Source organism: Shinella yambaruensis (genome assembly GCF_050859155.1).
Taxonomy (GTDB): Bacteria; Pseudomonadota; Alphaproteobacteria; order Rhizobiales; family Rhizobiaceae; genus Shinella; species Shinella yambaruensis.
In genome coordinates this window covers 554,732-579,842 of record NZ_CP150639.1, presented here as the reverse complement: position 1 = coordinate 579,842, position 25,111 = coordinate 554,732, and the positions used below count along the sequence as shown (strand labels likewise).

Genomic DNA, 25,111 nt, shown 5'->3' with positions numbered 1-25,111 from the left:
ACGGAAATCAAATCGCGCCCTCCCCCGCCATCTCGGCGCGGACCGCGCGGGCGACGCGAAAGGCCTCCACGCCGGCCGGCACGCCGCAATAGACCGCGATCTGGACAAGCGCCGCCTGAAGCTCCCTGTCCGTCAGGCCGTTGCGGACCGCGCCGCGGAAATGCAGGCCGAATTCATGCATGCGGTTGCTTGCCGCCAGCATGCCGAGGTTGAGAAGGCTGCGCTGCCTGAGGTCCAGACCGTCATCCGTCCAGGCCATGCCCCAGCAATATTCATTGAGCATATCCTGCAAGGGCTTCGAAAAGGCGTCTGCCGCGCCCATCGCGCGGTCGACATAGTCGTCGCCGAGCACATGCCGGCGCACGCCCTCGCCCTTTTTCCGCAAAGCCTCATCCATGGGCCGCCTCCGTACCTGTCAGGAAATCGCCCATGGCATCGGCGACGACGTCGGGCGCTTCGATGAGGATGGAATGGCGCAGGCCCGGGAAGAGGACGAGCCGCGATCCCGGGATGCGCTCGTGCATGTAGCGGGCCATGCGCGGGTTTGAGCCGACATCATCCTCGCCGGTGGCGATCAGCGTCGGGCAGCGGATCTGGTCGAGAAAACCGCCAAAATCCGTTTCGGCCAGAACCCGATAGGCCGATGCGTAGCAGTCGGGGTCGTTTTCCGCATCGCGCGCTCTGAGCCAGGTGATGACGTCGGGGTTCTTCTCCTGAAACGCCTCCGTAAGCCAGCGCGAGAGCGAGGCATTGTGATGATCGGCCGGGGTTCCCGCCTGAAGCGCGGCGAGCCGGGACAGCACCTGCTCGCGCTCTTGCGGCGTGCGGCCTGCGACGGTGGAGAGGAGCACGAGCCGGCGCAGACGCGGAAGGCGGGTCAGCGCGAGGCGCTGGGCGATCAGGCCGCCGAGCGAAAAGCCGGCGAGGTTGAAGGTCGAAAACCCGACCTTGTCGGCGAGCGCCAGCGTCTCGGTCACGAAATCGTCGATCTCGTAGCGGCCCTTGACGCGGCTCGACTTGCCGTGCCCCCGGAGGTCGAAGGTGAGGATGGTGAAGCGATCCTTCAACCGCTCCACCACGCCCGACCAGGCCTCCAGATAGGAGCCGACCCCGTGGATGCAGACGAGTGGCTCGCCGCCATCGCCGTCGATGCGATAGTTGAGCGTGACCTCGCCGACCTTGTGCTCTTGCGTGTCGTCCATGATCAGTGTCCCACGGCGGCCCGCTTGCGCTTGCGCTCGCTCTCGCGCGCGGCGAAGACGGGCATGACTTCCTTGGCGAAGAGCTCGATCGAACGCTTCTGCAATTCGAAGGGCAGGTTGAAGGTCAGGCCGAGACAATACTGGTCGACGCCCGCGGCTTCATAGACCATCAGCTTTTCGATCACCTCGTCCGGCGTGCCGAACATCAGGTTCCTGCGGATATTGTCCGGATTGTAGTTCTCCTTGCCCTTCACCGCCTCGTAGGGCACGGCCTCGGGAAAACCATCCTTCACGGTGCCGATGTTCTGCATCAGGTTCTCGAAGGCGCGGCCGTAGTCCATGCTGTGCCGCACGGCCCGCTCCCAGCCGTCCGGCCGGTCGTAGACGCAGGTGCGGCGCTGCATCATGAAACGTGGGCGCGGGACTTCCGGATGGTCGGCCACGGCCTTCTCGAACTTGTCGGCAAGCACCTGGATTTCCGCGGCTGGGGCGGAAAGCGGCGTCGAGAGGATGGAAGCGCCGTTGGCGATCGCCCAGTCGAACGTACCGGGATCGCGCGCGGCGACCCAGATGCGCGGATGCGGCGCCTGCAGCGGCTTCGGCACGGCGGCGGTGACCGGGAACTTCCAGTAATGGCCCTCATGGGCATAGTCGCCGGCCCACAGCTTCTTCACCGCGGGCACCAGCTCCTTCATGTAGGCCACGCCCTCCTGCTGCGGCATGCCGCCGGCCATGCGGTCGAACTCGTACTGATAGGAACCGCGGGCGATGCCGAATTCGAGGCGGCCGTTCGTCAGGTGGTCGCAGAGCGCCGATTCGCCGGCAAGCCGGATCGGGTTCCAGTAGGGCGCGACGAGCGTCGAAGTGCCGAGCCGGATGTTCTCGGTATGCTGCGCCAGCCAGACGAGCGTCTGGAAGGGGTTCGGCGAGATGGTGCATTCGAGCGTGTGGTGCTCGGCCGTCCAGAGCATCTCGAAACCGCCCTCATCCGCCATGCGGGCCAGCGTCAGCAGATTGTTCTTCACCGTGGCCATCGGCACCCCGGGCGAAAAACGTTCCATCGTGAGCGAGACTGCGAACTTCATGGGATTCTGCCTTTCGATGCTTGTTATTTGAGGCGGATGACGAAGGGGTCCTGCATGGCGCCGGAATAGTCGATGATGACGTTCTTCAGCCGCGAGAACTCGTACATGACCTCGAAGCCGCCACGCCGGCCGTAGCCGCTTTCCTTGAAGCCGCCGTTCGCGGACATGAAGGAGGCGGAACGGTAGGTGTTGATCCAGACCGTGCCTGCATCGATGCGGCTGGCGAAGCGCAGCGCCCGGTCGATGTCCTTCGTCCAGATGCCGGAGGCGAGGCCGTAGCGCGTGTCGTTGGCGAGCTCGATCATTTCCTCCTCGTTACGGAAGGGCATGACGCCCACGACCGGCCCGAAGAGTTCATCGCGCATGAAGGCCATGTCGTTCCCGGCATCCACCATGACGGTCGGCTCGAAATACCAGCCGCCCGGCGCAAGCTCCGCCTGCTGCGGCCGGCCGCCGCCGACGGCGACCTTCGCGCCTTCCCTGACGCCCGAGGCGACGTAGGATTCCACCTTGGAAAGCTGGTCGGCGAGTGCCAGCGGGCCGATATCGGTGTCGTCGACGGTCGGCAGGCCGACGCGGATGCGCCGGGTCCGCGCCACGAGCGCCTCGATGAACCGGTCATAGACACCGGCCTCGACGAAGCAGCGCGAGCCGGCCACGCAGGTCTGGCCCGCGGCGGCGAAGACGCCGGAGACGACGCCGTTCACCGCATGCTCGATATCGACATCGCCGAAGACGACATGGGGCGACTTGCCGCCAAGCTCCATCGAGCAGGGCACGAGGTTTTCAGCGGCATTGCCGGCGATGCGGCGGCCGGTCGCGGTGCTGCCGGTGAAGACGTATTTGGCGACGCCGGGATGACGCGTCAGCGCCTCGCCGGCGCTCCTGCCCGTACCGGTCACCACATTGACGACGCCGGCCGGGAAGCCCGCTTCATGGATGAGTTCGGCGAGCGCCAGCGTCGAGGCCGTGGCATGCTCGGAAGGCTTGATGACGACAGTGTTGCCGATGGCAAGGCACGGCGCGAGCGTGCCGGTGAGCAGCATCAGCGGCGAATTCCACGGCGTGATCATGCCGACCACGCCGAGCGGTTCACGCAGGTTGAGGTTCAGCGTGTCGAGCCGGTTGATCGGGATCGTGTCGCCCTGCAGCTTGTCGGCCATGCCGGCAAAATAGTGGTAGCTGTCCGGCATGGCGCGCATCTGGGCGCGGGTCTCTTTCAGGAGCTTGCCGTTGTCGCGCGTCTCGATCTCGGCGAGCGCATCGGCATTGGCGCGGACCAATTCGGCGAGGCGGCGGACCAGCGCACCGCGATCGGTCTGCGTCATGCGGCGCCAGGCGGGATCGCGAAACGCGGCGGTGGCCGCACCGACGGCGGCCTCGACGTCGTCGGCGTCGGCCTCGGCGAATTCGTACCAGGGCTCACCGGTCGTCGGATCGAAGCTCCGGATATAGTTGCCGTTCTTCGGCGCGACGAACTCGCCGCCGATAAACAGCTGCTGGCGCGAACCTTCGATGGTGCTGACGGTCGTCTTCATGTCATTGTCCTTGGTCTTGGGAGGCCTGGAGCCAGGCGCGGGCTTGCCCGTCGATCATCGCGACGCGGCCGCCGTCGTGGGAATCCATGTAGATGCCGAAGCGGCCCGCCTGCCGTTCGCGCACATAGCGGCGCAGCATGGAGCGCAGTTCGTGGGTCGCGATCGCCGCGTAGGGCAGATCGTCGATCGGGAAGAAGCGAAGGCTTTCCGGGAGGCCGATCTCCGCCCCCTCGCCCGCCAGCCGGGCGCGGTAGACGAGATAGCCGGGATCGCTGTCGGCGACGTCGAAGACGGAATAGAGAAAGGTCTCCTCCGGCACGAGGCGGAGCGCATCGCCGCCATCCACCACGAGTTCGCTGTCGGCCTTGCGGCGGCGCGCGGAGGGCAGGACCCAGCCGCCCTTGCCGTCCGCCCGCAGCAGCAGGCCGTCGCCGGCCTCGATGAGATAGCCGATGATCATGCCGTGCGAGGCGAGCCAGCCCGTCGGCAGCGGATCCTTCACGCTGGCATAGCGTCCGCGGCAGAAACCGAGCGGGGCCGTCGGGCTGGTGCCGAAAGCCCGCACCCGGCCGATCAGGATCACATGATCGCCCGCGTCGACGGCGTTGTGCAGGCTGCAGTCGAACCAGGTGAGGCTGTCCGTCAGCACCGGCGCGCCGGTATGCGCCCGGTCGTGATTGACCGACAGGAACTTGTCCGGCGCCTTGGAAGCGAAGGTGGCCGACACATCAACCTGGCCTTCATGCAGGATGTTGACCGCGAAACAGTCCGCCGCGGTGAAGGCCGCATAGCTGGAAGCGGACTTGGCGACGCAGACCAGCAGCAGCGGCGGATCGAGCGAGACGGAGGTGAAGGAATTGGCCGTCATGCCGCGTGGCGTGCCGTCGGCTTCACGCGTGGTGATGACCGTGACGCCGGTGACGAAGGTACCGAAGGCCCGACGCAGCGCGACGGGATCGATCGGTGCGTCCAGTGCTGCCGCCTCTTTCACCATGCCCTCGTTCTCCTCCGCGGTTTGTTGGGAGGAAGCTAGCCGGGGTGGACCGGCGCTTCTTCCTGCCGGGCGGAGGAGATGGCAAAAGAGTTCTGCTACGGTTCGTAGGAGATCCGAACGGACCGATCAGCGCTCGCCGAGAGCATGATTGTCGATGACGCTGTGAAGGCGGAGGGCGAGCTCGACGGCAAAACGCCGTTCTGGCGTTTCCACGTCGATGCCGAAAAGCTCCTGGATGCGCGCCAGCCTGTAGCGCAGCGTCGTTACGTGCAGGCCAAGACGATCGGCACAGGCCTGGCTGCGGCAGCCCTCCTCCAGATAGGCGGAAAGCGTTTCGAGGTAGGGCGTTCCGTTTTCACGATCATGTTCGGCAATCGCGCCGATGCTGGCACGCACGAAATTGCGGACGTCGCCGACATCGGCGGCCGAAACGAGCATGGGCAGGGGCCCGAAATCCTGCGTCGAAAGCGCGCCCGTCAGCCCGAAGGAACGGCCGATGCGGATCATCCGATTGCACCGTTCCCAGGCCGTGGCGTAATCGTCAAGACCGATGCAGCGGCTTCCGGCAACGACGATCGGCGCCTCGCCGAGATAGCGGCTGAGGTCGTCGGCGATACGCCGCATGAGTTTCGTCGAGCGCTCCTGCCGGGGCGATTCTTCATACGGCATCAGGCATACGAGCCCGCCATCGATTGCCACCAGCACGGCCTCGATAGAGGCCTGCTGCAGGACGCGCGACAATGTATGCTCCACGTCGATCGAGCCGCCGCCCAAGGCCTTGGCGCGCTCGGGAAAATCGACGACGATCATCTGCTGTGCGAGCGACAGATCGAGGCCGAGCCGGGCGGCGCGCTGGCCAATATCGGCTGCATCGCGCCAGCGCCGCTCCACGATCTCGAAGAAGAGCTCGCTTTGCGTGCGTGTCTCAAAGCGGAAGCGCAGGAAGCTGCGCATCATCTGGACGCTGAGCGCGTATTTCGCGCTGTCGAGCATGAGCTGGTCCAGTTCGCCTTCAGCCGCCGCGGAGGGAAAGATGACGAGCGCGCCCACCTGTTGGCGATCCACCGTCAAGGGCTCCACGCGGGCAAAGACACGCAAACGCCGCGCGCCGTCCTCAAGAAAGATCGGCGCCGCAGCGGTGCTGCCGCGCTCCACCGCATCGCGCGCCGCCCGCATCAGCGCGCGCGCGAAAACCGTCGGCGCGGCCGATTGCCATGCCGCATCGTCGGCGTCCGCCAGGGGCGAGCGTCCCGCGATGAGCTGATTGACCGTGAAGTCCACGACGACCAGCGGATTGGGCAGCAGCCTTCCAACCATTGCAGCGAGCGAGGAGACGGAACCGTCGCTGAGCACATGCTCCAGCAACGAGGTGTGGGCCGCAAGCGCCCGATCGAGCCGCTCCGACGCGCTTTTCTCCGCCGCGAGCCGATGCTGCTTCTCCACCGCGATCGCGCCGAGATGCAGGATGGTGCCGAGGAAGGCCAGATCATCCTCTGTCACGTCGGTCACGGTGCGCGCGATGACGCTCAGCACCATCGGGCGGCCCTCGGCATCGGCACAGTCCATCGGCATGACGAGGACGGTGCGATAGTCCCGCTCGAAAGCCTCCTTGCGATAGCCCGGGAACTCGGTGCTTTCACGCGCGTCGCGGATATAGACAGGCTCATTGCGCTGAAGCGCGATCAACGACGGGCTGGTGGCAAGCTCCCAGCGATCGGGCAGGTCCCGCTGGATGAGCGTCGGATCGTGACGGACGATGACATGGGCATAACCATGCGCGGCATCGATGCCCATGATCGAGCCGAGTGCCCAGTTGGCGTGCCGGCAGGCGGCCGCGACGAGGTGCTGCAACACGGTCGCAAGGTCGCCGCCGCTGTTGATCTGGCTCGCCACGTCGCGCAGCGAGAGTATGCGAGATTTCTGATCCAACGCGCCACGCACTCCCGTCGTTCGGACCTGGATAATGCGATGCACCGCGGCTTAAATCTACTCGTTTTCATAGGAGGTGTTCGCCCCTGCCTCCTCCGAAAAATAGGAAGACCCCGCGCCGTCGCGCGGTAGGTTGAGGAGACATTCAATAGATGGTGGAAACGACATGGCGCTCGGCATTCGAAAGATCTGCACGTTCCTGGAAGAAACCCATGTCGAAGGCGGCAAAGCGACGCCGCGGCCCGTCAGGATCGTCGTCGTGGCCGCCATCATCGAGAACCCATGGGCTGGCAAGGGCTTCGTGGAAAACCTGCGGCCGCAGATCGTCCGCATCGCCGGGCCGCTCAGCGAGGAAATGACGCGCCGGCTGCTCGCGCAGATGCCGGCCGAGCAGATCGAGGCTTGCGGCAAGGCGGCCGCCGTGGGCATCAACGGCGAGATCGAGCATGCCTCGGCGATGATCCACACCCTGCGCTTCGGCAATCCTTTCCGCAACGCGATCGGCGGCACGAACTATCTCGAATTCGCCAATACACGCAACGCGCCCGGCGCGCTGCTCTCGCTGCCGATGATGCACAAGAGCGAGACCGGCAAGCGGTCCCACTTCCTCACCGCCAATTTCCAGATCGCCGACGCGCCGCACCCGGACGAGATCGTCGTCTCCATCGCGGCCGCCGACGGCGGGCGCCCTCATGCGCGCATCGCCGACCGGTTCCAGGACATGGCGGAAATGGAGGATGCCGCCGCTACCTGACGCTTCCTTGCTTTGCGTTCCCTCGCCTTTTCGAAGCGAAGCCTTCCCGGCTGGGGCAGGATTCAGGCAAAGGCGTGGGCGGAGGCCGTGTCGAAGGTCAGCCAGGCCTTTTCGCCGCGCGCAAGGCTCGAAATCGCCTCGTGGCCGAACGGCAGGCGCACCGAAAGATCGGCACCGGCGGACGTCGCGGTGCTGACCTCGACATTGTTGCCGAGGAAGGTGATATCCCGCACCGTCACGGCAATGCCCGAGGGGACCGAGGCGCGTGACAGCGACAGGCGTTCCGGGCGCAGCATCAGCGATGCCTTGCCGCTTGCCGTCGACGCCCCGTGCAACGGCACATCTTCGACGACGGCGCCATCGCCCAGCGAAAGCTTCGCCTTGCCGGCATGGCTCGCCACGACGGTCGCATCGAGAAAATTGCTGTCGCCGATGAAGCCCGCAACGAAGCGGGTCGCCGGGTTGGAATAGAGTTCGGGGCCTGTGCCGATCTGGTCGATCTCGCCCTGGCTGAAGACCGCGATGCGGTCGGACAGGCGCAACGCCTCCTCCTGGTCATGCGTGACATAGAGGATGGTGACGCCCGTCTCCTGGTGGATGCGGCGGATTTCGAACTGGATCTCCTCGCGCAGCTTCTTGTCGAGCGCCGAGAGCGGCTCGTCCATCAGCAGCACCGGCGGGTTGTAGACGAGCGCGCGGGCGAGTGCGACGCGCTGCTGCTGGCCGCCGGACATATTGGCCGGCATGCGATCCTCGAACCCCTCCAGGCGCACGAGCTTCAGGGCCGCCTTCACGCGGTCGGCGATCTCGGCCTGCGGGCGGCGGCGGATGCGCAGCGGGAAGGCGACGTTCTCGCCGACGGACAGATGCGGGAAGAGCGTATAACGCTGGAACACCATACCGATGTTGCGCTTGTGCGACGGCGTCGACAAGAGGCTCCGGCCCTTCAGCAGGATGTCGCCGTCCGTCGGATCCTGGAAGCCGGCGAGGATATAGAGGGTGGTCGACTTGCCGGACCCCGAAGGGCCGAGGAAGGTCATGAACTCGCCCTCGGCAATGTCCATGCCGACGCTCTTGACGGCCGTGACCGTGCCGTAGGTCTTGCGGATGCCGCGAATGCTGAGGAAGGGTTGGGTCATGCTTTTCGTCCCTTGCGGAAGAGTGCTGCGACGATCATCAGGAGGATCGTGAAGGCAATGAGCAATGTGGAGGCGGCGGCGATCACCGGCGTCAGGTCCTGCCGGAGCGTGGACCAGATCTTCACCGGCAGCGTCTGCAGGGTAGGGCTGGCCATGAAGATCGCCAGCACCACCTCGTCCCAGGAGGCGAGGAAGGAGAAGACGGCAGCGCCGAAGATGCCGTGGCTGACGGCCGGCACCGTCACGCGCAGCCGCGCCTCCCACGGGCTCGCCCCGCACAGGATGGCTGCGTCCTCGACCGAGCGGTCGAAGCCTTCCAGCGCATTGCCGATCGAGATGATCGAGAAGGGCAGCGCAATCAGGAGGTGGGCGATGATGAAGGCGAGCGTCGTGCCGGCAAGGCCGAGCTTCAGGAAGAGCGCATAAAGCGCCACTGCCAGCACCACGACGGGCAGGATCATCGGCGTGAGGAACAGCGCCCGCAGGAAATCCCGGCCGGGAAAGCGGCCGCGGTTGAGGCCGAGGGCGGCGAGGAAGCCGATCACCACGGACAGCACCGTGACGATGGCCGCGATCTTCAGGCTCGTCAGCGCCGAATAGAGCCAGCGCGGATCGGCGAAAAGATCCTGATACCATCTGAAGGTCCAGGAGGGCGGCGGGAAGATCAGCCATTGCGAGGAGCCGAACGAGAGCGCGGCGATGAAGACGATGGGCAGGATCAGGAAGAGGCAGACCAGCGCGACGAGGGCGATGAGGGCGGTGCGCAGCCCGCCGAGCTTGTCGAAGTCGAGCAGCATGTCACGTCCCCCGGGCCGGATTGAAATAACGCAGCTGGACCGCGTAGAGCGCGAGGGTGACGACGAGCAGCACCAATGCGGCCGCGCCTCCCATGCCCCAGTTCACCAGCGACTGCACGAACTGCGCGACGAGTTCGGCGAGCATCATGTTGGCGGTGCCGCCGAGGAGGGCGGGCGTCACGAAATAGCCGAGCGACATGACGAAGACCATCAGAGCGCCGGCGGCGATGCCCGGCAGCGACAGCGGCAGCAGCACGCGCCAGAAGCATTGCAGCCGGCCGGCGCCGCACAGCGCCGCGGCGCGCAGGATCGCCGGATCGATGGCGCGGATCACGCCCATCAGCGGCAGGATGACGAAGGGCAGCATGATATAGGTCATGCCGATGGTGACGCCGACGAGATTGTTGACGAGCGCCAGCGGCTGGTCGATGAGGCCAAGGCCCATCAGCGTCTTGTTGACGACGCCGGTGCGCTGCAGCAGCACCATCCAGGCATAGGTGCGGGCGAGCAGGTTCGTCCACATCGACAGGATGATGATGGCCAGCACGATGCGCGACCACCGTTCCGGCATGATGGCGAGCAGCCAGGCGACCGGATAGCCGATGACGATCGAGACGAGCGTGACGACGCCGGCCACCATGAACGTGTTCAGGAAGACGCGCAGATAGGTCGTCGAACCGAGGAGAACCGCATAGTTCTGCAAACCGGGCTCCGGCTCCAGCACGCTGCGCACGAGCAGCATGAGCACCGGCACGATGAAGAAGAAGGCAATGAGCAGCAAGGCCGGCAGGAGATAGCCGAACGTGCCCTCGCGCTTCGTTTTGACGGCGCCTGTAACAGCCATGATCGATCATCCAGTGGATTGGGAAGCGGGCCGGCAGCTGCCGGCCCGCCATCGTCTTGGGAGATGGCCTTACTTCGCCTGCCAGGCGTACCAGCGGGTGCCGATCTCGTCGCGATGCTCGGCCCAGTAGCCCATGTCGGCGTTGACCTGGGTATCCGCCTGCATGTCCGGCAGCGAGTTGCGCAGTTCCGCGTCCATCAGGGTGCTGGCATCGAGGTTGATCGGCGCATAGCCGGTCGCGGTGGCGAACTGTGCCTGGGCCTGATCGCTGGTGGCCTGCGCGATGAACTTCATCGCCGCATCCTTGTTCTTCGCGCCCTTCGGTACGACCAGGGAATCGGCTGCCGTGATGTTGTTCGTCCAGGACGTCTCGACGGTGACGCCGGTTTCGGCGAGCGCCGTCAGGCGGCCGTTCCAGAACGAGCCGAACGGCGCCTCGGCGGACGCGAGAAGCTGCTGCGACTGGGCGCCGCTGTCCCACCAGACGATATCCGCCTTGATCGTGTCGAGCTTCTTGAAGGCGCGGTCGAGATCGAGCGGATAGAGCTTGTCGGCGGCAACGCCGTCGGCCAGCAGCGCCGCCTCGATCACGCCCGGCGCGGACCACTTGTAGAAGGTGCGCTTGCCGGGAAACTTCTGGGTGTCGAACAGATCCGCCCAAGTCTTCGGGCAGGCCTCGACCGCGTCCTTGTTGCAGCCGATCACGAAGGAATAGTAGAAGCTGCCGACGGAATAGTCCGTCACGAAGCGCGGATCGAGCTTGGTCTTGTCGATGACGGAGAAGTCGAGCTTTTCGAGAAGGCCCGCATTGCCGGCCTGGACCGCGTAGTCGCCCTCGACGTCCACGACGTCCCAGGTCACGTTGCCGGCTTCCACCATGGCCTTGATCTTGCCGTAGTCGGTCGGGCCGTCCTGCGTGACGGCGATGTTGCTCTCCGCGGTGAAGGCATCGGCCCAGTAGGTCTTCTGGGCGTCCTGCGTGGTCCCGCCCCAGCTCGTGAAGACCAGGTCCTCAGCCGCGGCGTTTCCCGCAAGCAAGAGCGTCGTCGAAAGAAGCGCGATTACCAGTCTGCTTTTCATGTTTCCATCCTCCCGGTTCGGTTGATATCGTCGTCAGGCCGGCGCGCTGCCGCCAAGCGGCGAAAAGGCGGCCGGTGTCATGATCTTGTTGTCCGCGGTGACGATCAGGTCGCGGATCTTCGGCAGGAAGGCCTGCCAGTCCGGATCGGCGGCAAGGCGCGCACGGCGCGCCTGCCGGTCGTCCAGGCTCGCAAAGCTCCAGATGTGGACGATCTCGTTGACCGGTCCGATCTCCGAGGAGAAGTAACCGACGAGATTGCCGAGATGCTTCTTCTGGATCGCGATGCCGGTTTCGCCGACCACCTTGAGGTATTCGGGAATGCCGCCGTTCTTCAGCCGGTAGGTGCGGATTTCGACAAACATCGCCGTCACCGCATCACGAAGGGATCGGGGATCGGATCGTCGGACGTCCGGAGCCACACGGTTTTCGTCTTCGTATAGTCGAGCGCGGCGGCAAGCCCGCCCTCGCGCCCTTGCCCCGACTGGCCATATCCGCCGAAGGGCGCGATCGGCGAGACCGCGCGATAGGTGTTCACCCAGACGATGCCGGCGCGGATGCGCTTGATCATGCGGTGGGCGCGGGCAAGGTCGCGCGTGAACACGCCGGAGGCGAGCCCGTAGGGCGTGGCGTTCGCAAGCCGCACAGCCTCCTCCTCGCTCGTGAAGGAAAGCACGGAAAGGACCGGCCCGAAGAGCTCGGTTTCCACCGAGGCGGCGGAGGCGCCGTCGCAGTCGAGGATGGTGGGGACATAGTAGAAGCCGTCCCCCTCTCCTGCCCGGCCGCCGGTCACAAGTTTCGCACCCGCCTCCAGCGAGGCGGCGACGACCGTCTCGATATCGTCGCGCTGCCGGCGCGTGCAGAGCGGCCCGACTTCCGTCGCCATGTCGAGCGGCGCGCCGATGCGGATGGCTTCCGCCTTCGCCTTCAGGATGGCGAGGAACCGGTCCTTCACCGAAGTCTCGACGATGAGGCGCGAACCGGCGACGCAGCTCTGGCCCGTCGCGGCAAAAATCCCCGCGACCTGCGCGTTGGCCGCACTGTCGAGATCCGCATCGGCAAAGACGATGAAGGGCGACTTGCCGCCGAGTTCGAGCGAGGTCGTGGCAAGGTTCTCCGCGGAATTGCGCACCACGGCCGCCGCCGTCGCCGGACCTCCGGTGAAGGCGATGTGATCGACGCCGGGGTGACGGGTCAGCGCGCTGCCGCAGGCCGGGCCGAAGCCCGTCAGGATATTGACGACACCCGCCGGAAAGCCCGCCTCGTGCACGAGCCGCGCAAATTCGAGAAGCGGTGCAGGCCCCTCCTCCGAGGCCTTGACGACCAGCGTGCAGCCGGCGGCGAGGGCCGGGCCGATCTTCACGGCCGAGAGGAAAAGCTGGCTGTTCCACGGAACGACCGCCGCCACGACGCCGATCGGCTCGCGCCGCGTCCAGACATCCATGTCCGCCTTGTCGATGGCAAGCGTCGCGCCCTCGATCTTGTCGGCAAGGCCGGCATAATAGCGGTAGTAGTCCGCGACATAGGCGATCTGCGCGGAGGTCTCGCGGATGATCTTTCCGGTGTCGCGGGTCTCCAGTTCGGCGAGCGTGCGGGCATTGGCCTCGACGAGATCGGCAAGCCGGTAGAGCAGCTTGCCGCGGGCCGTCGCCGTCATGGCCGGCCAGGCGCCGTTCCAGAGCGCGCGCTGCGCGGCCTTCACGGCACGATCGACATCGTCTTCACGCGCTTCGGGCATCGCCGCCCAGACCGAACCGGTTGCCGGATCGATCGAGTCGAACCGTGCCGCGCCGTCTTCGAAGGTTCCGTCTATATATTGCTGGAAGCTCTGCATGGCGGCCTCACCGGAATGCCGGCATGACATCGGCGATGAAGCGTTCGAGCGACGCCTTCTTGCGCGCAAAGCTCATGCCCGTGTCGATCCAGAACGAATATTCGTCGTAGCCGAGATCCTCGTAGACCTTCAGCCGCTTGATCACCTCGTCCGCCGTGCCGATCGGCATGTTCTCGCGCATCTTCTGCGGCGTGAGGTTGGGATTGGCGGCAAGCTCTTCCTCGCTCAGACGCTCGATGAGGCCCTGGCTGATCGGCCGCTCGTTCTTGAACCAGGCGAAGAAGTAATTGTAGTAGGTGCTCACTTCCTTCGCGGCCTGCACGATATCGGCCTCGTCGGAGCCGACATAGGTGTGCAGCAGCAGCATGATCTTCGGGCGTGGCACGCCCGTCGCCTTCTCGCAGGCCGCATCGAAGCGCTCCATGAGGCTGGCGATTTCCGCCTCGCCATTGGCAAGCGGCGTGCACTGCACGTTGCAGCCGTTGGCGACGGCGAATTCGTGGCTGTTGGGATCGCGCGCCGCGACCCAGACCGGCGGGTGCGGCTGCTGCACCGGTTTCGGCGCGGAGGTCGTCTTGGGGAATTTCCAGAATTCGCCGTCATGGGTGTAGTCGCCCGACCAAAGACCCTTGACGGCCGGGATCAGCTCGCGCATGCGCTGGCCTGCGCCCCAGGGATCGAGGCCGGGCAGGAGCCGTTCGTATTCGAAGCTGTAGGCGCCGCGCGCGATGCCCACGTCGAGCCGGCCGCCGGCGATGATGTCGGTCATCGCCGCTTCGCCGGCAAGCTTGACCGGATGCCAGAACGGCGCGATCACCGTGCCCGTGCCGAGCCGCACATTCTTCGTGCGCCGCGCAAGGTCTGCGATGTTGACGAAGGGGTTCGGCGCGATCGTGAAATCCATGCCATGGTGCTCGCCGGTCCAGATGGCATGCATGCCGCCCTTGTCCGCGATCTCGCACAGCGCGATGAATTCCTCATAAAGGTCCTGATGGTTCTGGCTGGCATCCAGCCGTTCCATGTGGACGAACAGGGAGAATTTCATGGCTTACCCCTTTGCAGCCACGGCGTGCACGCGGCCCTTTTCCTGATTTCCGAAATAGACGCCGAAATTGCCGAGCGTGCTTTCCTGCGCAAAACGCGTGACGATGTCGCGCACCGCACCGTCGGCGATCTCGGCCACCGGCGGGGTCTGGACGGGAAAGAAGCGGCCGCTCCTTGCCGTCCCGTCTCCCAGTTCGGCGCGGTAGACGACATGCTGCTGGCCGGTTTTCGTGTCCTCGTAGACGGAGTAGAGAAGACCGGTCGTGAGCGTCAGCCCCACCGTCTGCGCGATATGATGCTCCAGGGCCTCCATGCCGTCACCCTCGGCCTTTTCGACGAACGGCAGCGTCCAGCCCCCCTTGCCGTCATCGACCAGGAGGAGTTCACCGTTCCGTACGGCGACTGCGCCGAGAAGCAGGCTTTCGGCCGAGGCGAGCAGGCTCTTTTCAGCGAGCGCCGGCGTGAAATACCCGCCGCGCGCATAGCCGAGGCCGGTCTTGCCGCTGTTGTCGAAACCCTCGACCCGGCCGATCAGGATCACATGATCGCCGGCGTCGACTACCTCATGCGTCGCGCAATCGAACCAGGCGGCAACATCGGCGAAGACGGGCGAACCGTGCGGGCCCGGCCTCCAGTCGACGGCCGCGAAACGGTCCTCGACGGGGCGGGCGAAGGTATTGGAAACCTCCTTCTGCCCTTCCGAGAGGATGTTCACGCCAAACCCCTTCGCGCCGGTCAGCGTCGCGTAGTTGCGCGAGGTCTTCGCCAGGCAGACGAGGAGCAGCGGCGGATCGAGCGAAACGCTGGTGAAGCTGTTGGCGGTGAAGCCGATCGGCGCGCCCGCATCGTCAACGGTCGTGACGACGGTGACACCGGTCAGGAATGCGCCGAAGGCGTCGCGCAGGGCTCTCGCGTCTGGTATCATGGTCTCCTCCCATGGTCCGTGAGGACCGAATGTTTCAGCTCGTCGCCAGCCAGTCCGCAAGCGCACGGTTCACCGCGTCGGGCGCCGTCAGGTTCACCATGTGACGGTGCCCCTCGATCACCACGGCCCGCCCCCGGCGGGCGGCAGCGGCCATGTCCCGCGTCATGCCGGCGGTCGAATTCAGGTCTCCGTCCCCCGTCAGAAAGAGCGCCGGGCATTCGACCCCGGGCCAGCACTCCGCATAGACCGTATCCCCGCCGGCAAAGGCCGCGTAGGCCGCGGCATAACCTGACGGGTCCACCGCCTGCAGCAGGTCGCGCACCAGGATGTAGGCGTCGGTTCCCGCCTCTTCCTCGGAAAACCAGCGGGCCAGCGGCGCCACCCGGTCGAAGTCGCCGGACCCGATTTCCCGCGCCCGCGCCTCCACAGCCTTCCGCGCGTCCGGCCCCCGCCGGTAGACGCCATTCAAGAGCGCGACCCGCCGCACCCTCCCGGGCGCCGTCGCCACGATGCCGTTTGCGATCAGCGCGCCCATCGAATGGCCCGCGACATTGACCGGCCCGGCATCGACCTCCTCCAGGAAGCGCTGGAACCATGCGACATAGCGGTGCAGGTCCGGCGCGCCATCGAGCGCATTCGAAAGGCCGTGGCCGGGAAGATCGACCGCGATCACGCGATACCCTTCCGCCAGCCGCTCGATCTGCGGCCCCCAGGCCTCGATACGCATGCCGACGCCGTGGATGAGGACGAGGGCCTCATCCCCCGCGCCCCGCTCCAGATAGGCCGCCCCCGAAGGCGTCTTAGACCGCGGCAGGATTTGCAACATCGTGGCCCAGCTCCTTGAGGTCCTGGTACCGGTCACCGATGCGGTGATGCGGGCGACCGCCAATGGAAGCGCCAAGCGCCAGCACGATCTCGTCGGCGGCCGGCGCATCCGGGACCGCGCACTGAATGGTGAGGTAGTGCGACCGGCGACCCTCGTCGTTCTTGTCCATCAGCGGGATCATGATCGGCGCATTCGCCGGGCCGCGCGTGTTGCAGAAGGCGAGATAGGACTTTGCGCCCACGGCGCTGCGGTAGTGGTTGCCGAAACGAAGCGTGTGGATAAGGGCGGACGCATGTTCTACCTCGCCGTCCAGGCCGACGACCGCCGACTTGCCATAGGCTTCGACGGTTTCGCCGGAGCCGGCCTCATCGATGATCATCCCGGTCAGGAGCTCGCCAAGGACCGGAGCGACGGCATGGATTTCCGGTTTCAGGTCCTCGACGAAACCGCGGCCAGCCCATGGGTTTTTCACGACGGCCACGGCCGCGATCAGCTTGAGCGGCCGTGCGGCCTTCCTGCCGCCCTCCACGAACGTCGTCTCCACATGCAGCAGCGTTTTCCGGACCAGCGTCACCGAGGCATCCTCCTGTCTTTCATCTGCTCATATTTTGGTATACCATAAGACAAAGTGTCAAGCCATTGTCTCGAACTTTTTTTGCGGCTATGAGTCCAGCATGACAAAGAACGCCGAAAGCCTCGCGGCCCTCCGCATCGAAACCCCGCCGACAACGCTCCGGGAGATTGCGCTCGACCGCATGCGCCGCGCCATCATCGGCGGCCTCTTCGAGCCGGGCGAGCGGCTGGTCGAACGCACGCTCTGCGACCAGCTCGGCGTCTCGCGCTCCGTCATCCGCGAGGTCATTCGCCATCTCGAGGCGGAAGGGCTCGTCGAGATGCTCGCCAAGCAAGGACCGATCGTCGCAAAGCTCGATTGGGATGATGCGCGGCAGATCTACGAGATCCGGGCCGCGCTGGAATCAACCGCGGTCGCCGATTGCGCGCGCGTTGCCGGCCCCGACGTCAAGGCGCGGCTGCGGAAAGCGATGAACGAACTGGAAGAGACATCGAAGCAAAACTCTCCCGTCGGCGTGCTCGATGCTACCACGGAGTTCTACAAGGTCGTCTTCGAGGCCGGCGGCCACAACATCGCCTGGGAAATCGTCAGCCGCCTGAACAGCCGCATCTCGCGGCTGCGCGTCATGACGCTCTCGACATCGAACCGCATGGCGTCCGGCCCCTCGCAAATCCGGGAAATCTTCAAAGCGATCGACGCCAACGATCCCGACGCCGCCGCGGCGGCCTGCCGCGCCCATGTTGGCGCAGCTTCGGCGATCGCGAAGACGATCCTCGCCTGATCATCCGAATAAAACGCGACCGCCGAAAATCGGCGGCCGTGTGCAGTCATGCCAAGGCTCGATGGTCATTAAAAGCGCCGCCGACCGGCATCCCGTCAGCTCAGGAGATCGGCCGCCGTCCTTGCCAGCGCCAGCGTTCCGAAGGCGATGGACCGCTCGTCCGGCTGATAGTGCGGATTGTGCACCTTGTCTGATCGTCCCGGCTGGGAGGAACCGACAAGCAGCCGGAATGACGGAACGATTTCAGCGAAAAGCGCAAAATCCTCGCCGCCCATGCTCGGCTCGTAGTCGAAGGCGACGTCGCCGAGCTGCGCCCTGATCGCATTGACGGTGCGCTGGAGCATGCCCGCATCGTTGAAGATGGGCGGCGTGCCCCGTCTGTAGGTGAGCTCGCATCCTGCCCTGAAGCTCAAACCCACACCCTCGCAGAGCCGGCGCAGGCCGACCTCCGCCGCGTCGCGCGCCTCCGGCTGCCGGCTGCGCACCGTTCCCTTCAGTTCGCACCGTTCGGGAATGATGTTTCTCGCCTCCCCCGCATGGATCGAGCCGACCGTCACCACGCAGGCGTCGAGCGCCCGCACGTCTCGCGACACGATGGTCTGCAGCTGGCCGATCAGCTGGGCCGCGATGACGATCGGATCGACGGCGGCGTAGGGACGGGCGGCATGTCCGCCCTTGCCCTGCACGGTGATGTCGAAGGAATCGACCGCGGCATTCGCATAGCCGTGCACGATACCGAACTGGCCGACCGGTATTTCAGGCCGGTTATGCAGGCTCAGCGCCATGTCGACGCCCTCCATGACCCCGTCGGCGATCATTTCTCTGGCACCGCCGATGGCCTCCTCCGCCGGCTGGAAGACCAGGCGAACATCACCGGCCAACCGGTCCTCCAGGCGCTTCAGCACGGCGCCGACGGCCAGCACAGTCGCGGTGTGGAGATCGTGACCGCAGGCATGCATACGGTTCGGGACCTTGCTCGCATAGGCCAGCCCCGTCTCCTCCTGCATCGGCAGGGCGTCCATGTCCGCGCGGATCAGCAATGTGGGACCGGGCCTCTTGCCGCGAATGTGCCCGACGACGCCGGTGCGGCCGACGCCGGTCTGGTGGTCGATCCCGAGGCTCGCCAGGGTCTGCGCGACGAGGGCCGCGGTCCGGACCTCCTCGAAGGCGATTTCGGGATATTCGTGGATGCGCCTGCGGACATCGACGAAACGGACCTCGTTTTCATTGACGATCGCGGCAATCAGCGACGCCACGTCGTTGACCCCGGAATGGGAAACCTTCTCAGCCACGGCTGACCTCCTGTTCTCGGATTTGAAATTACGGATGCGACCGGGCCCTGGTCGAACGCTCCAGGCGCTCCGTCAGCCGTTCAGATGGCAGGCTGACAGATGGCGCGGCGCCACCTCCTTGCGGATTGGCACCTCCACCCGGCAGCGCTCCATGGCGAACGGACAGCGGGGATGGAAATGGCACCCCTTCGGCGGATCGAGCGGGCTGGGCAGTTCGCCTTCCACGGCCTTGAAACGCCGCCTTCCGGTTTCGATCCGGGGAACTTCCGCAAGGAGGGCCTTCGTATAGGGGTGGTTGGGACGACGGAAGACATCCTCGACGGGCGCTTCCTCGACGATGCGGCCGAGATACATGATCGCGACGCGGTCGGAAATGTGCTCCACCACCCCGAGGTCATGGCTGACGAAGAGATAGGTCAGGTCCAGCCGGTCCCTGAGGTCCATGAACAGGTTGATCACCTGGGCCTGGATGGAGACGTCGAGGGCGGCGACGCTTTCGTCGCAGACAAGGAATTGCGGCTGCACCGCCAATGCCCGCGCGATGTTGACGCGCTGGCGCTGACCGCCGGAGAATTGGTGCGGATAGCGCGCCTTCATGGACGGGTCGAACCCGGCCAGCGTCAGGTAATTGTCCACGTAGGAGACGCGTTCCGCCGAGGACGCCAGGCCATGCGTCTTCGGCGCTTCCCAGATGATGTCCTCGATCGTCATGCGCGGATTGAGGGCGGCCATCGGGTTCTGGAAGATCATCTGCGTGGCAAGGCCGGCCTCTTTCTGCTCGGCGGCGGACATCGCCCGGCGATCCACGCCCTTCCACAGGACATTGCCGCCGGTCGGCGCGGCGATCCCGGCGATGACGCGGCCGAGGGTCGATTTTCCGCAGCCGCTCTCGCCGACGAGGCCGACGACCTCGCCGCTGCGGATGCTGAGGCTGACGCCATCCAGCGCATGGACGACCGGGGCGGGTTTCGCCAGCTTCAGGCTGAGCGCGATCTTCGCGGCAAGGTCCGGCCTGGCGCCGAAACGCTGCGTTATCGTCCTGGCCTCGATCAATGGGGTCTCGGCAGCCGTCATGATGCAGATACTTTCGTCACGGGATGGATGCAGCGGAAGGATCGTTCGCCCGCAAGCGCGAGCTCCGGCATGACGAGGCAACCGTCGTCCGCCCGCTCGCAGCGCGTGCGAAAACTGCAGCCCTGCGGAAGACGGTTGAGGGCCGGCGTCATGCCGTTGATCTGGTGCAAGCGCTCGCCGCGGTGGTTCTGCGACGGCACGGAGGCGATCAGGCCTGCCGTATAGGGATGGCGGGGATCGTTCAGAACCTCGGAGACGGGGCCGGTCTCCACCAGCCGGCCGGCATACATCACGGCGATGTCGTCAGCCAGCCGCGAAACGATCGCGAGGTCGTGTGTAACCCAGATCACCGCGGTCCTTGCCTCTTCGGTGAGCTTCTGGAACTCCGCGATGATCTGGCTCTGGATCGTCACATCGAGCGCTGTCGTCGGTTCGTCGGCGATGATGAGGTCCGGCTTGTGCAGGAGCGCGATGGCGATGGCCACGCGCTGGCGCATGCCGCCGGAAAACTGGTGGGGATAGGCCGCAAGCCGCTCCTCGGGGCTGGGGATGCCGACGAGGCCGAGCGCATCGCGGGCGCGCTGCCGGGCGGCTTCCTTCGATACGCTCTCGTGGGCCAGCACGGCCTCGATCATCTGCGTGCCGACGGACAGGACCGGATTGAGCGTCATCGTGGGATCCTGGAACACCATCGCGATCCGCTTGCCGCGGAGGCGGCGCATCTCCTCCTCCGAATTCCGGCTGATATCGACGCCGTCGAAAAAGATCTCGCCCGCGGCGATGCGGCCGGGCCGTTCCAGAAGCCGGATGATCGAAAAGCCGGTGACCGACTTTCCGGAGCCGGACTCGCCCACGAGGCCAAGCACGCGGCCGCGCTCGACGGAGAAGGACACGTCGTTGACCGCCCGGGTGCCGGGCTGTCCCTTGCCGCCGCCGAACTCGGTGACCAGGTTGCGTACCTGCAAGAGCGCGCTCATGATGCATTCCTCGGATTGAGCACGTCGCGGAGGCGATCGCCGACCAGGTTGATGGCGACGATGGTGACCAGGAGCGCGATGCCGGGAAAGAAGCTGATCCAGTAGAGGCCCGTCAGCAGATACTGGTACCCCGTCGAGATCAGCATGCCGAGCGAGGGTTCGGTGACGGAGGCGCCGAGGCCGAGGAAGGAAAGCGTCGCCTCCAGGCCGATGGCGCGCGCCACCTGCATCGTCGCGATCACGATGACGGGGGCGAGACAGTTCGGCAGCAGGTGCCGGAAGAGGATGCGCCAGCCCGGCAGGCGGAGCATGCGCGCCGCCTCGATATATTCCTTCTCGCGCTCGACGAGGGCGGTGGCGCGGACGGTGCGCGCATAGGTCGCCCATTCGGCGATGATCAGCGCGATGACGACATTCAGCACGCCCTTGCCGAGGATCGCCAGCATCATCAGCGCCATCAGGATCGTCGGGAAGGACAGCTGCAGGTCGACGAGGCGCATGATCACGGTTTCCGTCCGGCGCCCCATATAAGCGGCGAACAGCCCGGCCGTCGTGCCGATGATGGCGGCGGCGAGGGCGGAGAGCACGCCGACCAGCAGCGACGTGCGAAGGCCGTAGAGAATGCCGGACAGGATGTCCCGGCCCTGGCTGTCCGTGCCGAGGTGATAGACGAGGCCGGTCATGGATTCCGACCCCGGCGGCAGGCGCCCGTCCATGATGTCCAGCTGCATCAGGTCGTAGGGGTTCTGCGGCGATATCCAGGGCGCAAGGAGCGCAAGGCAACAGATGACGAGGAGGGTGACGAAACCGATCGCCGCCGCCGGCGAGGCGAAGAAATCGGCGAGGTTCTTGGAAAGCCGGCCGGGTTCCGGAAGCGTCTCTTGCATATCGTGTTCGGCCATGGGTCTAAGCCTTTGAATCCAGCCGGACCCGCGGATCCAGGATGGTGTAACAGACGTCGATGATGAAGTTCAGGACGACGAAGAGCAGGACCATCATCATCAGGTAGGCGACGATGACGGGACGATCGAGGAGATTGATCGAGTCGATGATGAGCTTGCCCATGCCGGGCCAGGCGAAGATGCTTTCGGTGACCACCGAAAAGGCGATGAGCGAGCCGAATTCGAGGCCGATGATCGTCACGACGGGGATCATCAGGTTCTTGAGCACATGCACTGCGATCACCCGGCGCTCGCGCAGGCCCTTCGCACGGGCGAACTTGACGTAGTCCTGGGGGAGCACCTCCTGCACGCCGGCGCGCGTCAGCCGCAGGATGAGGGACGTCTTGAACAGAGCGAGATTGAAGGCGGGCAGGAGGAGGTGCCTCAGCCCCTCCCCGGTCAGGAACGACCAACGCACGCCGAACAGTTCCAGCGTCGGGCCGCGCCCGTTGGTCGGCAGCCAGCCCAGTTCGACCGAGAAGACCATGATCAGCATCAGCCCGACCCAGAATGTCGGGAGCGAAAATCCGAGAATGGAGCCGCTCATGATAAGCTTCGACGAAACCCGGTTCGGATAGAGCCCCGCGTAAAGCCCGAGCGGCAGGCCGAACACGAGCGCGATCGCCAATGCCGAGATCGCCAGTTCGAGCGTTGCCGGCAGGCGTTCCAGGATGAGCCCCATGGCCGGGCGGCCATAGACGAAGCTGTTGCCGAAATCGCCGTGAAGCAGACCTTGCAGGAACAGGAGATATTGGCGCCAGAGCGGCTGGTCGAGGCCGTAATGGGCGATCACGCGCGCACGCTCGGCCTGGTTGGCATCCGGGTTGATCAGGATATCGACCGGATTGCCGATCACGTTCACGCCGATGAACACGATCACCGTCATCGCGACGACGACGAACACCGCCTGTATCAACCGCCTGATTATCGATGTGACCATTGACTGCTCCAGGGTCCTGTTTTCAGCGCGTTGTCCGGCGCCAGGGCGTTTTCCGCTTCGGCCGGAAACACTTCTAGGCGACGGAGATCGCCATCCCGTCACGTTGCGGATCGGCGGCGCCCTTGGAGACCCCGTCCTCGATCCTGATCGCGTGGACCGCCGCGAATGCATAGGTCTGGGATGAGCGGGCCACCTGATACCCTTCGGCACGCAGTTCGTCCTCCACCGAATGGCGGATGCGGTTGCAGATATCGATGGTGTTCGAGACACCGACGATCCGGGGCGCGACGACAGCCTCGAGCACGGACATGTCGAAGTCGATCATGTTCATGAGGCACTGGGCGACGGCGGGGGCGATGTAGCTCCCCCCTGGCGCACCGATCACGATGCTGGGTTCGTCATCCTTGAAGACGATGGTCGGGGCGGCCGAACTCGGCCGGCGCTTTCCGGGGGCGATGGAACCGGGCTTTCCCGGAACCGGATTGAAGCGGCTCATGGTGCCATTATACATGAAACCGAGGCCATCCGTGATCGCGCCGGAGGGGCTGCCCAGCGTGTGGGTCATGGCGACGGCATTGCCTTCCCTGTCGATCACCGAGATATGGGTCGTATCGCGCTGCGACCGGTCGAGGCGCGAGACATTGGCCCTCTCGCCGGCCTTGATCGACGCCGCCAGGGCGACGGCATGGTCGCGCGACAGCAGCTTCTCGTAGGGCACGTCGACATAGGCGGGATCGCCCATATGGGCGTCCTTGTCGATCGTCATCCGCTTCATGGCCTCGAACAGGACGCGGATGTGCTCGGCGCTGCCGTGTCGCATCGCGCCGACATCGAACTGCTGCATGATATGCAGGAGTTCGAGCAGCGGGAAGCCGGAACCCGGCGGAGGCGACGTGGCGATGCGGTGCCCGCGATATTCGCCCCAAACGGGCTTTACGCGCGACAGTTCGTAGCGGGCGAGATCCTGCTGGTCGATCAGGCCGCCATTGGCCTTGAAATCCTCGGCGATCTGCTCGGCGATCTCGCCATGGTAGAAGATGTCGGATCCGCCGCTGCGTGCGATGCGCTCGAGCGTCTGCGCCATGTCCGTGTTGACGAGCGTTTCCCCGACATTGCGGATGTTGCCGTCCTCATGGAAATAGACGCGCCGGCCGGTGGCGGAATAGCGCAGCTTTTCAAGCGTGTTGGCAAAGCCGTCGTTCGACTGGTCCTTGGTCCAGTACCAGTGCATATGGCTGCGGATCATGAAGCCATCGCGGGCATAGCGGATCGCCGGCGCGATGAGGTCGGCCCAGTCGAACGTGCCGTAGTCCCTGAGGGCCGTCTCGTAGCCTTTGAGGGATCCGGGCGTGCAGACCGCAAGGTAGCCGATATCCGAGATATTGCCTTCCAGAACGTAACCGAAGCCGTCCCGGCTCTGGTGCTTGATCGCGCCCAGCCACATATCCGGCGTCGCCTTCAGGGGCGCGCGGGCGTAGAATTCCAGGATGTCGTGCACGCCCCTCTTCGGCATGTGCACATGCATGGAGCCGAACCCGCCGATGCCGGCCATCTGCGGATCGACGACGCCCTGGACGAAGGCGCAGGCGAGCGCTGCGTCGATGGCGTTGCCGCCGCGCTCCAGGACATGCGCGCCCGCTTCCACCGCCTCGGGCTGCGGCGCGACAATGGTTGCGTTTCTCATCTTGCGCGACGGTCCTTCAATACCTTTGCGAGGAAGGCCTTGACGTGGCCCAGCACCTTGATCCGGTCGTGGGAGACGCCCGGCACGCGCTCGAAGCTCACGTCGACGCCCGCATCGCGGAACGATTCCGCAAGCGCCGCCAGCCGTTCGGGGCGCGTCGCGCCGGCATCGTTCGCTCCTTCCATGTAGTATCGCCCGCCGGGCTGGTGGGTGATCTCCCAGGTCTCCAGGTCGGCATCGCCGACGACCATCTGGACCGGGACCTTTGCAAGCTCCTGCGGCCGGAACGGCCGGCCGAAACGGGCCTCCAGGTCGCGAATGCCGACCCACCAGTCGCGCGTCGGATCGAGAAGCGTGACGGAACCCGGCGCGCCGATCGAGGCGGCCCAGAGCCTTTCCGGATGGAGGATGGCGAAACGGTGGGTGAAATGCCCGCCGCCGGAGAAGCCGAACATGGCAAAGGTCGACCAGTCCTGGCCGTATTTGGCGGCCACTTCCTCGACCATGGCGAGGACGACACGGTCATAGCGGATGTCGCCCTCCTCGATGAACTTGTAGCCGGAGCGCGCGCCGTCGCCGAGCACGCCGACGGGAAAGATCGGACACAGGATGGCGCAATCGTTGTAGAGGCCGAATTCGGCGAAACCGTCACGGAAGTCAATGGCCGACGTGCGGCCCGTGCCGTGCACGGCGACCAGAAGGTCGAGCTTGCGGCCATCGGCCGCCGTCGGCGGCACGTAGAGCAGCATGTGAAGGCGCGGATCGACCCGTGACGCGAAAATCGCCGTCTGGCCGTAGTCATAGATCGCCGTCGCCCGGGCGCTGGCATCGCCCGTTCCGAGTTCCTGCATGATCGTCT

The 25,111-nt window shown here is 65.5% G+C and carries 25 protein-coding genes; 2 read left to right on the top strand and 23 right to left on the bottom strand.

The genetic code is table 11. The annotated features are described in order from the left end of the window. Positions 1-7: 7 nt before the first annotated feature. The 6 genes from WMC41_RS25050 to WMC41_RS25025 form a co-directional block, all read right to left on the bottom strand. Complete coding sequence (locus WMC41_RS25050; protein WP_432348633.1) at positions 8-397, bottom strand: carboxymuconolactone decarboxylase family protein; 390 nt, start codon at positions 395-397, stop codon at positions 8-10. Further along, a complete protein-coding gene (locus WMC41_RS25045; RefSeq protein ID WP_245082530.1) occupies positions 390-1,202 on the bottom strand; it encodes an alpha/beta fold hydrolase in 813 nt (270 codons plus the stop codon). Before WMC41_RS25045 ends, WMC41_RS25050 begins: the two co-directional genes overlap by 8 nt. 2 nt (positions 1,203-1,204) lie before the next feature. Next, positions 1,205-2,287: an LLM class flavin-dependent oxidoreductase gene (locus WMC41_RS25040; protein WP_432348631.1), complete on the bottom strand. Its 1,083-nt coding sequence runs from the start codon at positions 2,285-2,287 to the stop codon at positions 1,205-1,207. Positions 2,288-2,310: 23 nt separating this feature from the next. Further along, positions 2,311-3,825 (bottom strand): aldehyde dehydrogenase, encoded by a 1,515-nt coding sequence (locus WMC41_RS25035; protein ID WP_432348630.1) that lies wholly within the window; start codon positions 3,823-3,825, stop codon positions 2,311-2,313. A gap of 1 nt (position 3,826) precedes the next feature. Beyond that, the gene (locus WMC41_RS25030) at positions 3,827-4,819 is read right to left on the bottom strand and encodes a flavin reductase (protein WP_432348629.1); all 993 of its coding nucleotides are present in this window, start codon (positions 4,817-4,819) and stop codon (positions 3,827-3,829) included. 126 nt (positions 4,820-4,945) lie between these two features. Next, entirely contained in the window at positions 4,946-6,748 is a 1,803-nt protein-coding gene (locus WMC41_RS25025) for a helix-turn-helix domain-containing protein (protein ID WP_432348628.1), read from the bottom strand. A 166-nt stretch (positions 6,749-6,914) separates the two neighbouring features. Here WMC41_RS25025 and WMC41_RS25020 point away from each other — a divergent pair, with 166 nt between their 5' ends. Beyond that, on the top strand, positions 6,915-7,502 hold the full coding sequence (locus WMC41_RS25020) for an amino acid synthesis family protein (protein ID WP_245082517.1): 588 nt from the start codon (positions 6,915-6,917) through the stop codon (positions 7,500-7,502). 62 nt (positions 7,503-7,564) lie between these two features. On the opposite strand, the gene WMC41_RS25015 is transcribed toward WMC41_RS25020, so the two are convergent. From WMC41_RS25015 to WMC41_RS24970, 10 genes are all read right to left on the bottom strand, one after another. Continuing rightward, the gene (locus WMC41_RS25015; RefSeq protein ID WP_432348626.1) at positions 7,565-8,641 is read right to left on the bottom strand and encodes an ABC transporter ATP-binding protein; all 1,077 of its coding nucleotides are present in this window, start codon (positions 8,639-8,641) and stop codon (positions 7,565-7,567) included. Further along, positions 8,638-9,438: an ABC transporter permease gene (locus WMC41_RS25010; protein ID WP_245082513.1), complete on the bottom strand. Its 801-nt coding sequence runs from the start codon at positions 9,436-9,438 to the stop codon at positions 8,638-8,640. The genes WMC41_RS25015 and WMC41_RS25010 overlap by 4 nt, the downstream gene beginning before the upstream one ends. A gap of 1 nt (position 9,439) precedes the next feature. Next, positions 9,440-10,282, bottom strand: a complete 843-nt coding sequence (locus WMC41_RS25005; protein ID WP_432348625.1) for an ABC transporter permease — start codon at positions 10,280-10,282, stop codon at positions 9,440-9,442. 69 nt (positions 10,283-10,351) lie between these two features. Further along, on the bottom strand, positions 10,352-11,362 hold the full coding sequence (locus WMC41_RS25000) for an ABC transporter substrate-binding protein (RefSeq protein WP_432348623.1): 1,011 nt from the start codon (positions 11,360-11,362) through the stop codon (positions 10,352-10,354). Positions 11,363-11,395: 33 nt separating this feature from the next. Then, positions 11,396-11,725, bottom strand: a complete 330-nt coding sequence (locus WMC41_RS24995; protein WP_245082507.1) for an NIPSNAP family protein — start codon at positions 11,723-11,725, stop codon at positions 11,396-11,398. Positions 11,726-11,730: 5 nt separating this feature from the next. Beyond that, on the bottom strand, positions 11,731-13,194 hold the full coding sequence (locus WMC41_RS24990) for an aldehyde dehydrogenase (protein WP_432348622.1): 1,464 nt from the start codon (positions 13,192-13,194) through the stop codon (positions 11,731-11,733). A 7-nt stretch (positions 13,195-13,201) separates the two neighbouring features. Next, positions 13,202-14,239, bottom strand: coding sequence for an LLM class flavin-dependent oxidoreductase (locus tag WMC41_RS24985; RefSeq protein ID WP_432348621.1), 1,038 nt, complete (start codon positions 14,237-14,239; stop codon positions 13,202-13,204). 3 nt (positions 14,240-14,242) lie between these two features. Then, entirely contained in the window at positions 14,243-15,163 is a 921-nt protein-coding gene (locus WMC41_RS24980; RefSeq protein WP_288079455.1) for a flavin reductase, read from the bottom strand. 34 nt (positions 15,164-15,197) lie between these two features. Then, positions 15,198-15,989: an alpha/beta fold hydrolase gene (locus WMC41_RS24975; RefSeq protein WP_288079454.1), complete on the bottom strand. Its 792-nt coding sequence runs from the start codon at positions 15,987-15,989 to the stop codon at positions 15,198-15,200. Continuing rightward, a complete protein-coding gene (locus WMC41_RS24970) occupies positions 15,964-16,563 on the bottom strand; it encodes an amino acid synthesis family protein (protein ID WP_432348619.1) in 600 nt (199 codons plus the stop codon). The genes WMC41_RS24975 and WMC41_RS24970 overlap by 26 nt, the downstream gene beginning before the upstream one ends. Positions 16,564-16,663: 100 nt before the next feature. Here WMC41_RS24970 and WMC41_RS24965 point away from each other — a divergent pair, with 100 nt between their 5' ends. Beyond that, positions 16,664-17,344: a GntR family transcriptional regulator gene (locus WMC41_RS24965; RefSeq protein WP_288079452.1), complete on the top strand. Its 681-nt coding sequence runs from the start codon at positions 16,664-16,666 to the stop codon at positions 17,342-17,344. A 95-nt stretch (positions 17,345-17,439) separates the two neighbouring features. Here WMC41_RS24965 and WMC41_RS24960 read toward each other — a convergent pair whose 3' ends face one another. The 7 genes from WMC41_RS24960 to WMC41_RS24930 all read right to left on the bottom strand — a co-directional run bounded on the left by WMC41_RS24960 (position 17,440) and on the right by WMC41_RS24930 (position 25,103). Beyond that, a complete protein-coding gene (locus WMC41_RS24960) occupies positions 17,440-18,636 on the bottom strand; it encodes a M20 metallopeptidase family protein (RefSeq protein ID WP_432348618.1) in 1,197 nt (398 codons plus the stop codon). 72 nt (positions 18,637-18,708) lie between these two features. After that, positions 18,709-19,710 carry an ABC transporter ATP-binding protein gene (locus tag WMC41_RS24955; protein WP_432348617.1) on the bottom strand — a complete coding sequence of 334 codons (1,002 nt, stop codon included), beginning with the start codon at positions 19,708-19,710 and terminating at the stop codon, positions 18,709-18,711. Beyond that, positions 19,707-20,687, bottom strand: coding sequence for an ABC transporter ATP-binding protein (locus WMC41_RS24950; RefSeq protein ID WP_245082482.1), 981 nt, complete (start codon positions 20,685-20,687; stop codon positions 19,707-19,709). Before WMC41_RS24950 ends, WMC41_RS24955 begins: the two co-directional genes overlap by 4 nt. Beyond that, positions 20,684-21,589, bottom strand: a complete 906-nt coding sequence (locus WMC41_RS24945) for an ABC transporter permease (protein ID WP_432348615.1) — start codon at positions 21,587-21,589, stop codon at positions 20,684-20,686. Before WMC41_RS24945 ends, WMC41_RS24950 begins: the two co-directional genes overlap by 4 nt. Before the next feature lie 4 nt (positions 21,590-21,593). Then, positions 21,594-22,568, bottom strand: a complete 975-nt coding sequence (locus WMC41_RS24940; protein ID WP_245082477.1) for an ABC transporter permease — start codon at positions 22,566-22,568, stop codon at positions 21,594-21,596. Between the two features lie 73 nt (positions 22,569-22,641). Continuing rightward, positions 22,642-24,252: a gamma-glutamyltransferase gene (ggt, locus tag WMC41_RS24935; RefSeq protein WP_432348612.1), complete on the bottom strand. Its 1,611-nt coding sequence runs from the start codon at positions 24,250-24,252 to the stop codon at positions 22,642-22,644. Beyond that, on the bottom strand, positions 24,249-25,103 hold the full coding sequence (locus WMC41_RS24930) for an alpha/beta hydrolase (protein ID WP_245082471.1): 855 nt from the start codon (positions 25,101-25,103) through the stop codon (positions 24,249-24,251). The genes ggt and WMC41_RS24930 overlap by 4 nt, the downstream gene beginning before the upstream one ends. Positions 25,104-25,111: the final 8 nt, after the last annotated feature.